General features: G+C 67.9%; 13 protein-coding genes. 10 read left to right on the top strand and 3 right to left on the bottom strand.

Features of this window, described 5'->3' with window-relative positions; genetic code table 11:
- The first annotated feature begins 276 nt into the window (after positions 1-276).
- From ABD104_RS11680 to ABD104_RS11660, 5 genes are all read left to right on the top strand, one after another.
- Entirely contained in the window at positions 277-1,191 is a 915-nt protein-coding gene (locus ABD104_RS11680; RefSeq protein WP_087840780.1) for a branched-chain amino acid ABC transporter permease, read from the top strand.
- A 121-nt stretch (positions 1,192-1,312) separates the two neighbouring features.
- Positions 1,313-2,323, top strand: a complete 1,011-nt coding sequence (locus ABD104_RS11675; RefSeq protein ID WP_087840779.1) for a branched-chain amino acid ABC transporter permease — start codon at positions 1,313-1,315, stop codon at positions 2,321-2,323.
- Complete coding sequence (locus ABD104_RS11670; protein ID WP_087840778.1) at positions 2,320-3,075, top strand: ABC transporter ATP-binding protein; 756 nt, start codon at positions 2,320-2,322, stop codon at positions 3,073-3,075. The genes ABD104_RS11675 and ABD104_RS11670 overlap by 4 nt, the downstream gene beginning before the upstream one ends.
- 15 nt (positions 3,076-3,090) lie before the next feature.
- Entirely contained in the window at positions 3,091-3,786 is a 696-nt protein-coding gene (locus tag ABD104_RS11665) for an ABC transporter ATP-binding protein (protein ID WP_087840777.1), read from the top strand.
- A gap of 139 nt (positions 3,787-3,925) precedes the next feature.
- Positions 3,926-4,705, top strand: a complete 780-nt coding sequence (locus ABD104_RS11660; RefSeq protein ID WP_087840776.1) for an SDR family NAD(P)-dependent oxidoreductase — start codon at positions 3,926-3,928, stop codon at positions 4,703-4,705.
- A gap of 83 nt (positions 4,706-4,788) precedes the next feature.
- Here ABD104_RS11660 and ABD104_RS11655 read toward each other — a convergent pair whose 3' ends face one another.
- Both ABD104_RS11655 and ABD104_RS11650 read right to left on the bottom strand, forming a co-directional pair.
- Positions 4,789-5,766, bottom strand: a complete 978-nt coding sequence (locus ABD104_RS11655; protein ID WP_243724443.1) for a Bug family tripartite tricarboxylate transporter substrate binding protein — start codon at positions 5,764-5,766, stop codon at positions 4,789-4,791.
- Positions 5,767-5,787: 21 nt separating this feature from the next.
- Positions 5,788-6,942, bottom strand: a complete 1,155-nt coding sequence (locus ABD104_RS11650; protein ID WP_243724442.1) for a M20 aminoacylase family protein — start codon at positions 6,940-6,942, stop codon at positions 5,788-5,790.
- 129 nt (positions 6,943-7,071) lie between these two features.
- Between ABD104_RS11650 and ABD104_RS11645 the strand changes: the two genes are divergently transcribed.
- Positions 7,072-7,536 carry a MarR family winged helix-turn-helix transcriptional regulator gene (locus ABD104_RS11645; protein ID WP_165963088.1) on the top strand — a complete coding sequence of 155 codons (465 nt, stop codon included), beginning with the start codon at positions 7,072-7,074 and terminating at the stop codon, positions 7,534-7,536.
- Positions 7,537-7,540: 4 nt separating this feature from the next.
- Here ABD104_RS11645 and ABD104_RS11640 read toward each other — a convergent pair whose 3' ends face one another.
- A complete protein-coding gene (locus ABD104_RS11640) occupies positions 7,541-8,455 on the bottom strand; it encodes a LysR family transcriptional regulator (protein ID WP_176400821.1) in 915 nt (304 codons plus the stop codon).
- A gap of 84 nt (positions 8,456-8,539) precedes the next feature.
- Here ABD104_RS11640 and ABD104_RS11635 point away from each other — a divergent pair, with 84 nt between their 5' ends.
- From ABD104_RS11635 to dnaE, 4 genes are all read left to right on the top strand, one after another.
- Entirely contained in the window at positions 8,540-8,866 is a 327-nt protein-coding gene (locus tag ABD104_RS11635; RefSeq protein ID WP_140416898.1) for a hypothetical protein, read from the top strand.
- Entirely contained in the window at positions 8,853-9,833 is a 981-nt protein-coding gene (locus ABD104_RS11630) for an alpha/beta hydrolase (protein WP_087840773.1), read from the top strand. Before ABD104_RS11635 ends, ABD104_RS11630 begins: the two co-directional genes overlap by 14 nt.
- Positions 9,834-9,852: 19 nt before the next feature.
- Positions 9,853-10,824 carry a Bug family tripartite tricarboxylate transporter substrate binding protein gene (locus tag ABD104_RS11625; protein WP_087840772.1) on the top strand — a complete coding sequence of 324 codons (972 nt, stop codon included), beginning with the start codon at positions 9,853-9,855 and terminating at the stop codon, positions 10,822-10,824.
- Between the two features lie 69 nt (positions 10,825-10,893).
- Positions 10,894-14,385 (top strand): DNA polymerase III subunit alpha, encoded by a 3,492-nt coding sequence (gene dnaE, locus ABD104_RS11620; RefSeq protein WP_132979370.1) that lies wholly within the window; start codon positions 10,894-10,896, stop codon positions 14,383-14,385.
- The last annotated feature ends 4 nt before the right edge of the window (positions 14,386-14,389 follow it).

Here is a 14,389-nt window from a genome sequence, read left to right as displayed (position 1 = left end):
CGCGCGCAAGGAAAGCCCACCCCCTACGCCCTTCGGGCGCCCCCTCAAGGGGGCGATGCGGGTGGACCGGCGGAGCCGGATCCACCGCATCCTGGGTCTAGGTCCCTTATCTTGGGTTGGGGCTTCCCTTTCAGGGGTGGCACCGATGGATGATGGGGGCGGGCGCCGGTATGCTGGGTGGCGATCGCCGCCACGGGATCGGGGAGTGCATGGGCACTAAGAACGAAAGAACCGGGTATGCGGGGAAGACCCGGGTTTTGACACGGAAGTCTGTCAATGAATAGTTCGCTGTTTTTGTCGCAGTTGCTCAATGGTGTGCAGCTCGGCGTCTTGTTGTTCCTGCTGTCATCAGGGTTGACCCTGATCTTCGGCATCATGAATTTCATCAATCTCGCGCACGGTTCGCTGTACATGGTCGGCGCGTTCATCGGCGCCGCCACCTACAACGCGAGCGGGTCCTTCATCTTCGCCATCGCCGCGGCCATCATCTCGGCCGGGCTGGTGGGGCTGCTGCTGGAGCACCTGGTCGCCAAGCCGCTGTACCGGCACGACCACCTGTACCAGGTGCTCGCGACCTTCGGCCTGATGATGTTCTTCAACGAGCTGGCCATCGTCATCTTCGGCAACCGTCCCTACTACGCGGCCATTCCGTCGGCGCTGGACGGCGCCGTGACGCTGTTCGGGTCGCAGTATCCCGTCTACCGGATCCTGATCATCGCGGTCGGCGTGCTGGTGGCGCTGGGTGCCTGGTACCTGATCCAGAAGACGCGCTTCGGCATGCTGATCCGCGCCGGCGCCAGCAATTCGCCCATGGTCAGCGTGCTGGGCGTGAACATCGACCTGCTCAAGAAACTGCTGTTCATGCTCGGGGCGGGGCTGGCGGGACTGGCTGGCGCGCTGGCCGGGCCCATCCTGTCGGTGCAGTCCGGCATGGGCGAACCGGTCCTGATCCTTGCGCTGGTGGTCATCGTGGTGGGCGGTATCGGGTCCATCCGCGGCGCATTGGTGGCGGCGATGATCATCGCCGTGATCGATACGCTGGGGCGCGCCTACATTCCGCACCTGCTCGGCTCGTTCATGCAGCCCGCCTCGGCCAACGCCGTCGGCCCGGCCATGGCCTCCATGCTGATTTATGTGCTGATGGCGCTGGTGCTGGCTTTCCGCCCCAATGGCATCCTGAACAAGAAGTAGGCCCCCCCCTACGCGCTTCGCGCGCCCCCCAGGGGGCGGCACTGGCGGACCGGCGGAGCCGGATCCGCGGTGCCCTGGGTCTGGTTGCGGCGGTAACTGATATTCCTGCAAGGTAGACGATATGAATCGCGTCAAATTCGGGGCCTGGATGATCCCGGTCCTGTTCATAATCCTGGCGGCCGTGCCGTTCGTCGCGCAGGCGATAGGCGAGCCGTTCTACGTGACGTTCTTCGCCCGCGTGCTGATCTATGCGCTGGCCGCCTGCGCGCTGAACCTCGTGCTGGGATTCGCCGGCCTGGTCAGCTTCGGCCATGCCATGTTCATCGGCCTGGGCTGCTATGCCGTGGGCATACTCAGCTACTACGGCATCAGCGATGGCTGGCTGCAACTGCTGACCGCCGTGGTCGTGTGCGCGCTGGTCGGCCTGGTCGTGGGCACCGTATGCCTGCGCACCTCGGGCATCGGCTTCATCATGATCACGCTGGCCTTTGCCCAGATGTTCTACTTCCTGATGGTCAGCATGACCACCTTCGGCGGCGACGATGGCCTGAACATCAATGAGCCGAGCAACTTCGGGCTGTTCGAGCTGTCGGGCAGTTCCGAGGTCTACTGGGCGGCCTGGGCCGTGCTGCTGGCGGTCACGGTGTTCCTGGCGCGGCTCAAGAAGTCGCCGTTCGGCATGGTGCTGCAGGCCACCCACATCAACCCCCGCCGCGTCAACGCCTTCGGCTACTCGGTCTTCCGCGTGCAGCTGGCCGCCTACGTCCTGTCCGGCGTGCTGACCGGGCTGGCGGGCCTCCTGCTGGCGAACCTGACGGCCTTCGCCTCGCCCAGCTACATGTCGTGGCCGGTGTCGGGCGAACTGATCGTCATGCTGGTCATCGGCGGGCTGGGCACGATCACCGGTCCCATCGTGGGCGCGATCGCCTTCCTGGTCATGGAAGAGTTCTTCAAGGGCCTGACCCAGCACTGGATGCTGATCATGGGGCCGGTCATCGTCGTGATCGCCCTGCTGACCAGGAACGGCTTCGCGTGGCTGATCCGCCCGCGCGAAGCGTCCGCCCCGGCGCCGTCCGCGGCGCCTGCCGCGGCGCCCAAGGTCGCCGCCGTTTCCGCGGGAGAATCGCAATGAACGCCATCGGACTGCGTACCCAGGACCTGGTCAAGCGCTTCGGCGGCTTGCGCGCCACCGACGGCGTGACGCTGGAGATCGAGCCGGGCGAACTGCACGCCATCATCGGCCCCAACGGTGCCGGCAAGACCACGCTCATCAACCTGCTGACCGGCGAGCTACGCTCGGACGAAGGCAGCATCGTGCTGGGCGGCGAAGAAGTCAGCGGCACGCCCGTGCAGCACCGTGTGGGCATGGGCCTGCTGCGGTCCTACCAGATCACGTCCATCTTCGACGCCTTCACCGTGGTCGAGAACGTGTGCCTGGCGGCGCTGCGCAAGAAAGGCGTGCGCTGGGCCGTCTGGAAGCCCATGTCGTCCTACGGGGATGTCATGGAAAAGGCCCGCGCGATCATCGAGCAGTGCCACCTGTCCGACGTGGCCGACACCGTGGTGTCCAACCTGGCCTACGGCCAGCGGCGCCAGCTCGAGGTCGCCATGGCGCTGGCGGCGGATCCGCGCATCCTGCTGCTGGATGAGCCCATGGCCGGCATGAGCGCGGCCGAAGGCGCCGCGGCCATCGAGCTGCTGCGTTCCCTGAAGGGCCGCTACACCATCCTCCTGATCGAGCACGACATGAACGCGGTCTTCTCGCTGGCCGACCGCATCAGCGTGCTGGTCTACGGCAAGATCGTCGCGACCGGCTCGATCGAGGAAATCCGCAACCATCCCGAAGTGCGCCGCGCCTATCTGGGCGACGACGCCGATGCCTGAGGCAGGAGTTCACGCATGCTTTCCATACAAGGACTGGCGGCCAAGTACGGTTCCTGCCAGGCACTGTTCGACATCGACATGGAGGTCAAGCGCGGCGAGGTCGTGGGCCTGATCGGCCGTAACGGCATGGGGCGCACGACGGTGATCAACTGCCTGTTCGGCCTGCTCAAGCCGGCGGCCGGCAGCATCACTTTCGACGGGCAGACGCTGAACGGCATGGCGCCGTACCGCGTGGGCCGGCTGGGACTGTCGCTGGTGCCGGAAGGGCGCCAGATATTCCCCACGCTGACCGTGGAGGAAAACCTGATCGCCACGTCCAAGCGCACCGACGCCTCGGCCTGGACGCTGGACAAGATCTACGGCCTGTTCCCGCGCCTGAAGGAGCGGCGCTCCAACCTCGGCACGCAGTTGTCGGGTGGCGAGCAGCAGATGCTGGCCATCGGCCGCGCGCTGATGACCAACCCCCGCCTGCTGGTGCTGGACGAAGCCACCGAGGGCCTGGCCCCCATCGTGCGCGCCGAGATCTGGAGCGTGCTGGCCCAGCTCAAGCAGGAAGGCCTGACCATGATCGTGGTGGACAAGAACACCAAGGCCCTGCTGCGCTTGTCCGACCGCAACTTCATCCTGGACAAGGGCGTGACGGTCTGGCGCGGCACGTCGCCGGAACTCTCGGCACGTCCCGAGCTGATCGCCCAGTACGTCGGCGTCTAGGACCCACCCCCTACGCCCCCTCAAGGGGGCGGCACTGACGGACCGGCAAAGCCGGATCCGCCGTGCCCCCGGGGCACCATCCGGCTGACGATGGCCGGCGTTTTTCCCGCTTGTAGTCATGGGATCGATTGGAGTAGCAATGAGGTTGAAGGACAAGACGGCGCTGGTGACCGGCGCCGCGGGCGGTATCGGGCTGGCGATCGCCAAGCGGTATAGCCAGGAAGGCGCCAACGTGGTGCTGGTGGATCGCGCCGAGAAGGTCGAGGGCGAGGCCTTGGCGGCCATGCCCGGCCCGGCGCGCGCGATGCGCGGTGACGTCACCGATCCGGCCCAGGTGGCCGAGATGGTGGCGCTGTGCGAGCGCGAGTTCGGCGGGCTGGACATCTGCGTCTGCAATGCCGGCGTGATCCGCGCCGCCGAGTTCCTGGACGTGACGCTGGAGGACCTGGACTTCGTGATGAACGTCAACGTCCGCGGGACCTTCCTCGTGGCCCAGGCCGCCGCCAAGGCCATGGTGCGGGGTGGACGCGGCGGCAGCATCATCACGCTGTCGTCGATGACGGCCGAGCTGGCGATGTCCAACCAGCTGGCCTACGGCGCCAGCAAGGGCGCGGTGCGGCAGATGACCAAGGCCATGGCGCTGGCGATGGCGCCGCACGGCGTACGCGTCAATGCGCTGGGGCCGGGCAGCATCGATACCGACATCATGTCGACCATCACCGACAATCCCAAGGCGCTGCACACGGTGTTGTCGCGCATCCCGATGACGCGGCTGGGGCGGCCGGAGGAAGTGGCCGGCGCTGCGGTGTTCCTGGCCAGCGAGGACGCCAGCTACGTGACCGGGCAGACGGTATTCGTCGACGGCGGCCGCCTGGCGCTGAACTATACGGTGGAAGTCCCGGGCGCGGCCCGGGAGTAGGCATCGCGCGGTGATCGACAAGGGCCTCGGGGCATGCGCCGCCGGGGCCTTTGCATTTCAGCGCGGGATTTCCGCTTGGCCGGTCAGTCGAGTGAAATGTTCGCCTTCCTGATCACCGGCCCCCACAGCGCATGATCGGCCTTGATGCGCGCGGCGAACTCCTCCGGGCTGGAGGTGTAGACCACCGAGCCGTGCGCGTCGTAGAGCTTCTTCATGTCCTCGGCCCGGACCGCCTTGGCGATCTCGCGATTCAGCCGCTGGACGATGTCGGCGGGCACGCCGGCCTGGGCCACGACTCCCAGCCAGACGGTGTCTTCCAGGCCCTGGTAGCCCTGCTCGGCGAAGGTGGGGACGCCGGGCAGGCCGGGCAGGCGTTCCCGGGTGTTCACGGCCAGGGCCTTGAGCCGGCCGTCCTTGACCTGCGGCTCGATCAGGGCGGAGCCGGCCAGGTAGAGCTGGGTCCGGTCGCTGATGGTGGAGTTGAGCGCGTCGGGGCCGGACTTGAACGGGACGTGGAGGATGTCGGCCCCGGTCTGCAGCTTGAACATCTCGAACAGGACGTGAGGCGGCGAGCCGGTGCTGGAGGAGGCGTAGTTCAGCACCCCGGGCCTGGCCTTGGCCAGCGCGACCAGTTCCTTGAGCGAGCCGGCGGGCAGGGCGGGGCTGGCGGTCAGCACCATGGGAATGACGGCGATGGGGCTGACGGCCTGGAGGTCGGCCTGCGGGTGGTAGGGCAGCTTGCTGAACAGATACTGGTTCCAGACGGCATGCGCGTTGGTGACCACCGCCAGCGTGTAGCCGTCGGCGGCGCTGTTCTTCAGGTTCGTCATGGCGAGCAGGCCGCCCGCGCCGGGGCGGTTGTCGATCACCACGGCCTGTCCCAGGGATGTCCGCATCTTCTCGGCGATGGGGCGGGCGAACAGGTCGGGCAGGCTGCCCGGCGCACCGTTGACGATCAGGTGGATGGGGCGCGTGGGGTAGGCGGTCTGGGCCTGCGCCGGCGCGGCGGCAAGCATGAGGAGCCCCAGGACGGGGGCGGCAAGGTAGCGGGATGCGTGCATGGCGGAGTCCTCGGTTTGGGGTCAGGCCACCAGACGGCGGCGCGCGATCTCGATCATCATCGACATGCCGACGGGCAGCACGTCGTCGTTGAAATCGAACTTGGGGTGGTGGCACATGTGGCCGCCATTGCCCAGGAAGAAGTAGCAGCCGGGTTTTTCCTGCAGCATGTAGGCGAAGTCCTCGGAGGCCATCAGCGGCGGAATGTCGGGCTCCAGGCCGTCCGGGCCGACGACGGCCAGCGCGGCCTCGCGTACGACCTGCGCCTGTTCGGCGTTGTTGATGGTGGCGGGGGAGGTCTGCAGATGCTCGAACTCGATGCGGCAGCGGTGGGCCTGTTCGGCGCCGGCGCAGATTTCCTTCAGTCGCTTGAGGACCTCCGCCTGCACGCCGTGGTCCAGCGTGCGCACCGTGCCCTCCAGCACGGCCTGGTCGGCGATGACGTTGATGGCGGTACCGGCGTGGAACTGGCAGACGCTGACCACCGCGGTCTGCAGCGGATCCACCGAGCGGCTGACGATGGTCTGCAGCGACTGCACCAGCGCGCTGCCGACCACCACGGGATCCACCGTGCGGTGCGGGCTGGCGGCATGGCCGCCGACGCCGTGGATGCGGATGCGGAACAGGTCGCAGGCCGACAGCGTGGCGCCGTTGCGCACGCCGACGCGGCCGGGCTCCAGCGGGGGGTGGTTGTGCAGGCCGTAGAGTTCGTCGCACGGAAAGCGTTCGAACAGGCCGTCCTGGATCATGGTCGAGCCGCCGCGCAGCGTTTCCTCGGCAGGCTGGAAGATCAGGTTCAGCGTGCCGCGGAAGTCGCGGTTCGACGCGAAATGGCGAGCCACGCCCAGCAGGATGGCGGTATGGCCGTCGTGGCCGCAGCCATGGAAGCGGTTGGGACGCACCGACTGGTAGGGCAGCCCGGTCTGTTCCTGCATGGGCAGCGCGTCCATGTCGGCGCGCAGGCCGAGGTTGCGGCCGGGACCCTGCGCGCCGTGGATGACGCCGACCACGCCCGTTCCGCCGATGCCGGCATGGGTTTCGATGCCCCATTCACGCAGGCGTTCGGCGACGAAGGCCGCCGTCTCGTGTTCCTCGAAGCCGAGTTCGGGGTTGCGGTGGAGCGTGCGCCGCCATGTGGTCATGTCCTGGGCGTGCGTGTCCGAGACCTCGATTTTCATTGCAATCCTATCGTCTGAAGCGAAAAATAGGATGCTATTTCAACTATTGAAAATTGCACTCAGTATTTACCCCGCTGGCGAGGCGCGGCATACAATGCCGCGATGCCCCGCCGCCCGCACGAGACCGCCGTGACCAAGAAACTCGAGACCTACTTCACCTACAAGCTCGATCTCATCAAGAGCGAGGCGGTGCGGCAGGTCAACGAGCTCTATCGGAAGGAACTCGGGCTGGTGGTGCGCGACCTGCGGGTGTTGCGCCAGATCGGCGATGCGCCCGGCATCAGCGTGTCGGCCCTGCAGGCCGCGACCTTCATAGAAAAGACCGTGTTGTCCAAGGTCGTGTCGCGGCTGATCGAACTCGGCCTGGCCGAGCGCAGCATCAGCGCGCGCGATGCGCGGGCGTTCGAGCTGACCCTGACCGCCCGTGGACGCCGCGTGCGCGAGCAGGCCGACCGCATCGGCGGCGGCCATGAGCGCGAGGTGATGTTCGGCGATTTCAGCGAACAGGAATTGCACCAGCTCGACGCGCTGCTGGACAAGCTCATGCGGTCGCTGCGGGCTGCGCGCGACGGCGGGACGGGAGAAGCGGCCTGACCGGTCAGGCGGGAGCAGGCGCGGACGGCGGGGCCGCGATGCTGCGCGCCAGTTCGTCCCACAGGGCACGCGCGGGCCGGCTCAGCGTCGTGTCGCGCCGCCGCACGAGGCAGATGCGGCGCGCGATGGTCGGGGCCGTCAAGGGGATGGTGGCGACCCGGGTCGTCGCTGCCAGCGCCAGGCGGGGCAGCACCGCCATCCACCCGCCGTGTTCCAGGAATCCGATCATGGACGACAGGTGCTCCACCTCGTCGAACCAGGGCGCGGGCACGCCCGCCACGGCCAGAGCGGCGTCGATCTGCTGGCGGTTGGCGCTGCTGCGGCGCAGGGCCAGCACCCGCTGCCCCGCCAGGTCGGCCCAGGCCGCCTGGGCGCGCGCGGCCATCGGGTGGCCGGGAGCGCATGCCAGCACGTAGGGGTCGTCGCGCAGCGACTGGCAGGCCAGCTCGGGTTCGTCTTCCCACAGAACCGTGATGCCGAACTCGGCTTCCCGCCGCAGCACGGCATCGCGCACGCGCGCCCCCGTGTCGTCGCGCAGATCCACGCGCACGTCGGGATGCCGCTGCCGCAGGCGCGACAGGGCTGCGGGGAACAAGGAATACGCCACGGTGGTGATGCAGGCCACGGTCATCTGGCCGCCTTCGCCGCGCGCCATGCGTGCGGTTCCGGCCAGGCAGTCGTCCAGGCTGTCCAGCAGCGGCGCCAGGCGCTCGTGCAGGGCCAGGCCCAGCGGCGTCAGCACCATGGTGCGCGTGGTGCGTTCGACCAGGCGTCCCCCCAGGGCTTCCTCCAGTTTGCTGATGCGCCGGCTCAACGCCGAGGGCGAGAGCGCCAGCAGGTCGGCGGTCTTGTTGAAGCCGCCGCAGCGCACGAGGGCGCAGAAGGCCTGGAGGTCGGGAAGGTCGCAATTGGTGCGCATGACGCAATAATATCGCAATAATTTGCACTGGATTTCATTATTGGCCGTCGGCATCATGGTCGTCATCTTTCGTTCGTGATCGCCATGCCCGTCATCAAAGCTTTCGTTTCCAGTCCCTTGCTGGCCGGCGCGCCGCTCGATCCGCTGGGCAGCGCCACCGAGCGCGCCTGCGTGGACTTGTTGGGCGCGCAGGCCGCCCAGGTGCAATTGGTGGTGGTGGCGGCGCACGCCGTCCCGCGCGGCTGCCCCGTCTACCTGGAGGTCCAGTTCCGCCGCAACGAACGCCGCGACGCCCAGGTCGTCGCGCGTTTCATGGCGGCCATGGAGGACGCCCTGGGCGCCTGCTTCGGCGCCGTGCCCCGCATACGCTGCTTTTCCGAGGACCAGGATTTTCTCCATGCCCGCAACTGAACCGGCCCCGGACGAGATCTGCCTGCGCGCGATCGAAAGCTTCCACGTGGGGGGCGAGGTGCGCACGCTGCGCGGCCTGCCCACCGAGGCCAGGCGCCTGGCGCAGGGGGCCGAGCCCAGGCCGGTCGATCCCAACGGCGACCATGTCGTCGGCCAGATGTACGTGCAGGCCTACCGGCTGGCGCGGCCACGGCACGCGCTGCCCGTGCTGTTCTGGCACGGCGGTGGCATGACGGGCGCCAACTGGGAGACGACTCCCGACGGCCGTCCGGGCTGGCTGTGGCGCTTCCTGGGCGCGGGATACGACGTCTATGTGTCCGACGCCGTGGAGCGCGGCCGCGCTTCCTGGGCGCGCTTTCCCGAGTTGTATGCCGGTGCGCCGCTGTTCCGCACCATGGACGAGGCCTGGGACATGTTCCGGATGGGGCCGGCCCACGGCTACCGCACGGATCCGGCCGCCCGCCTGGCCCACGCCGCGCAGCAGTTCCCGGTCGGCGCCTTCGATCAGTTCGCGCGTCAATGGGTGCCGCGCTGGGCCGGCCACGAGGCCGTCACCAGCGCCGCCTACCGCGCGCTGCTGGATCGGGTGGGGCCTTGCATCGTCGTCGGGCACAGCCAGGGCGGCGGGTTTGCACTGCTGGCGGCCCAGGAGCGGCCCGAGTCCGTGCGCGCCGTGGTTGCGCTCGAACCTTCCGGTGCGCCTGCCGCCCCGCCGGCGGCGATCCCGCCGCACCTGATCGTGTGGGGCGACCATATCGGCGACCACCCTGTCTGGCGCCGATATCGCGCCACGGTGGACGCGTACGCCGCCGTGCTGGCGCGCAGTGGCGCGGCGGTCGAGTCCCTGGACCTGCCCGCAGAAGGCGTGCGCGGCAATTCCCATTTCCTGATGATGGACCGCAACAGCGGTCTCATCGCCGACCGGGTGCTGCGCTGGCTGGACGCGCTCGACCCGCGGCACCCTTGAACCATAAACCGGAGACAACATGACCAAGAGCATCCGCATGGGCGCGTACGCCCTGGCTTCCCTGGCCGCGCTCGGCGCGGCGGGCGCCATGGCGGCCGATTCCTATCCCCATCGTCCCGTGACCGTGCTGGTGCCGTTCGGACCCGGCAGCGGCGTGGACACGACCGCCCGCATCGTCGGCGAGGCGCTGTCGCGCGAACTGGGCCAGCCGCTGGTGATCGAGAACCGCGCCGGCGCGCAGGGCGCCATCGCGGCCCAGGCGGCGGCGCGGGCCGCTGCCGACGGGTACACCCTGTTCTTCACCACGCAGACCACCCAGGCGGCCAATCCCGCCCTGATGAAGACGCCGGGCTACGACCCCGTCAAGGACTTCGCGCCGGTGGGGCGCGTGGCCTACACGCCGGCCTTGCTGGTCGCCAATCCCGCGCTGCCGGTCAGGACCCTGGCCGATCTGGTCAAGCTGGCCAAGGCACAGCCCGGCAAGCTGTCCTATGCCTCGGGCAGTGCCGGCACCCTGGTGCCGGGCGCGATGCTCACGACCGCCGCTGGCATCCAGATGCTGCACGTGCCCTACAAGAGCATTCCGCTGGGTTTGAACGACGTCATGGCCGGCCACGTCTCGGTCATGTTCACCGACATCGTGACGGGCACCCAGCAGGTCAAGGCCGGCAAGGTCCGCGCGCTGGGCATCAGTTCCGCCAGGCCGTGGCCGCTGCTGCCCGAGGTGCCGCCCATCGCCGAGCAGTATCCCGGATTCGAGCTGCTGGCCTGGTATGCGCTGTATGCGCCGGCGGGTACCCCCGCGCCGGTGATCGAGCGGCTCAGCCGTGCGCTGGAGAAGACCACGCGCGATCCGGCCGTGCGCGAACGCCTGGTCGGCCTGGGGCTGGAGATGTCCTACAGCACGCCCGCGGAACTGGCGGCTTTCGGCCGCTCCGAACTGGACAAATGGAGCCGGGTCATCCAGGCCGCGGGCATCGAGAAGGAGTAGGGCCTGCCCGCGGGGAAAGGGGGCGCAGGGGGTGTCCCGGACCCTGCGCCGAGAGGCTAAAATGCCGGCATGTCCCAGTCGCCTACCCCCCCATTCGTCCACCTGCGCGTCCACTCCGAGTTCTCGGTGTCGGACGGCATCGTCCGCATCCCCGACCTGGTCAAGAAAGTCGCCGCGCTGGAACAGCCGGCCATCGCGCTGACCGATCTTTCCAACCTGTTCGGGTTGATCAAGTTCTACAAGGCGGCGCGGGGCAAGGGCATCAAGGCCATCGCCGGCTGCGACGTCTGGGTGTCCAACGACGCCGACCGCGACAAGCCCTACCGGATGCTGCTGCTGGTGCGCGATCGCGCCGGCTACCTGAACCTGTGCGAACTGCTGACGCAGGCCTTCCTGACCAACCAGCATCGCGGCCGCGGCGAGATCCGGCCCGAATGGCTCGAGACCTACGGCGCGGGGCTCATCGCCCTGTCCGGCGGACGCCAGGGCGACGTGGGCCAGGCGCTGGAGGCCGGCAACCACGACGCGGCGCTGGCGTTCGCGCGGCACTGGCTGAAGGTGTTTCCGGGCGGCTACTACATCGAGCTGCAGCGCGCCGGCCGCGAAGGCGACGAGACCTACGTGCAGGCCGCGATGCGGCTGGCGGCCGAATGCGGCGCGCCGGTGGTCGCCACGCACCCGGTACAGTTCCTCGAACGCGACGACTTCCGCGCCCACGAGGCCCGCGTCTGCATCGCCGAAGGCGAGATCCTGGCCAATCCGCGCCGCCAACGGCTCTACACGGAAGAGCAGTACCTGCTGTCCTCGCAGGAAATGGCCGAACGCTTCGCCGACGTGCCCTCGGCGCTGGCCAATACGGTGGCGATCGCCACGCGCTGCAACCTGACGCTGGAACTGGGCAATCCCAAGCTGCCCAATTTCCCCACGCCCGAGGGCGTGACGCTGGCCGAATACCTGGTGCAACTGTCCAAGGAGGGCCTGGCGCGCCGCATGGCGCAGCTCTTCCCGGACGAGAAGGAACGCGCCGCGCACCAGGAGGAATACGACCAGCGGCTGGACAAGGAATGCCAGACCATCATCGACATGGGCTTTCCTGGCTACTTCCTGATCGTTCAGGACTTCATCAACTGGGGCAAGAACAATGGCGTGCCGGTGGGGCCGGGCCGGGGATCGGGCGCAGGCTCGCTGGTCGCGTTCAGCCTGGGCATCACCGATATCGATCCGATCCGCTACGACTTGCTGTTCGAGCGCTTCCTGAACCCGGAGCGGGTCTCCATGCCCGACTTCGATATCGATTTCTGCCAGGACAACCGCGACAAGGTCATCGAGTACGTCAAGCAGAAATACGGGCGCGACGCGGTCAGCCAGATCGCCACCTTCGGTACGCTGGGCGCCAAGGCGGTCATCCGCGACGCGGGGCGGGTGCTGGACCTGCCTTACCTGTTCTGCGACGGCCTGTCCAAGATCATCCCGCACTCGCCTGCCGACCCCTGGAGCCTGGAGCGGGCGCTGAACGAAGAGCCCGCCTTCAGGGAGCGCTACGACAACGACGAGGAAGCGCACGCGCTGATCGACCTGGCCCAGCCGCTCGAGGGACTGACGCGGAACATCGGCATGCACGCCGGCGGCGTGCTGATCGCCCCGGGCAAGCTGACCGATTTCTGCCCGCTGTACTGCCAGCCTGGCCAAAGCCACATCGCGGTGTCGCAGTTCGACAAGGACGACGTGGAAGCCGTGGGCCTGGTGAAGTTCGACTTCCTGGGCCTGCGCAACCTGACCATTCTCGACTGGGCCGTGCGCTACGTGCGCGAGTTCAACGAGGGCATGCGCGACTTCGACGTCATGGCGCTGCCGCTGGACGACCTCGATTCCTACAAGCTGCTGAGCGACGGCAACACCACCGCCGTGTTCCAGTTGGAATCGCGCGGCATGAAGGAACTGCTCAAGAAGCTGCGCCCCAGCAACTTCGAAGACATCATCGCCGTGCTGGCCCTGTACCGGCCGGGCCCGCTGGGCTCGGGCATGGTGGACGACTTCGTCAACCGCAAGCACGGCCGCGCCAAGGCCGAATACTTCCACCCGGACCTGGAACCGGTCCTCAAGAGCACGTACGGGGTCATCGTCTACCAGGAACAGGTGATGCTGATCTCGCAGATCATCGGCGGCTACACGCTGGGCGGCGCCGACATGCTGCGCCGGGCCATGGGCAAGAAGAAGCCCGAGGAAATGGCCAAGCACCGCGAGATCTTCCAGTCGGGCGCGGAAAAGAAGGGCTATGACCCCGAGATCGCGGTCACGCTGTTCAACCTGATGGAGAAGTTCGCGGAATACGGCTTCAACAAGTCGCATACCGCGGCCTACGCGCTGATCGCCTACCAGACGGCCTGGCTCAAGGCTCACCATCCGGCCGAGTTCATGGCCGCCACCATGTTGTCCGACATGGACGACACCGACAAGGTCCAGATATTCTGGGCCGACACGGTGGCCAACAAGGTCAAGGTGCTGCCCCCCGACATCAACCTGTCCAATTACCGCTTCGAGCCGGTGCTGGACGAATATTCGGCGCGCGGGCAGCCGCCGCGCACCATCCGCTACGGGCTGGGGGCGGTCAAGGGCACCGGGCAGAGCGCGGTCGAGGAAATCCTGCGCGCGCGGGCCGAGAAGGGGCCGTTCACCGACCTGTTCGATTTCTGCCGGCGCATCGATCGCCACGTGGTGAACCGCCGCGCCATCGAAGCCCTGATCAAGGCCGGCGCATTCGACACGCTGTCGCCCAACCGCGCCGCGGTCCTGGCGACCCTGGGCACGGCGATGGACGCCGCGGAACAGGCCGCCCGCGCGGCCAGCCAGGTGTCGCTGTTCGGCGGCGACGACCACGCCGACCTGGCGGGCGAGCTGGCCGATGTCGAGCCCTGGGACGAGCGCGAGCGCCTCGGCCAGGAAAAGACCGCGCTGGGTTTCTACTTCAGCGGCCACCTGTTCGACGCCTATCGCACCGAAGTCCGCCGGTTCGTGCGCACCCCCCTGTCCAACCTGCAGCCCAGCCGCGACCTGCAATGGATGGCGGGCATCCTGTCGGCCGTGCGCACGCAGATGACACGGCGCGGGAAGATGGTGTTCGCCGTGCTTGACGATGGCACGGCGCAGGTCGAGATCTCGGTGTTCAACGAGCTGTACGAGCGGCACCGCAGCCGGCTGCGCGAAGACCAGTTGCTGATCGTCTCCGGCAAGGTCAGCAACGACGAGTACTCCGGCGGCATGCGTATCGTGGCCGACGAACTGTTCGACCTGCAGATGGCGCGCGAGGCCAAGGCCCGCGCGCTGTCCATCCGCCTGAACGGCAACGCGCACGCGGACTCCCTGCGTGAAGTCCTCAACCCGCATCGCGCCGACCCCGAGAACGGCTTCCCGGGCACGCCGGTCGAGATCGTCTACAACCGCGGCGATGCCAAGTGCGTGGTGCGCCTGAGCGAGGACTGGCGGGTACGGGTGCCCGACGTGCTGATCCAGCAACTGGGCAAGCTGACGGGGCAGCCGGCCGACGTCGGGCTGGAGTACTAGCGGC

The sequence above is a fragment of the Pigmentiphaga daeguensis genome (assembly GCF_039523035.1).
Taxonomy (GTDB): domain Bacteria; phylum Pseudomonadota; class Gammaproteobacteria; order Burkholderiales; family Burkholderiaceae_B; genus Pigmentiphaga; species Pigmentiphaga daeguensis.
The sequence above is the reverse complement of the archived record's forward strand: the minus strand, read 5'-3'. Positions and strand labels throughout refer to the sequence as shown.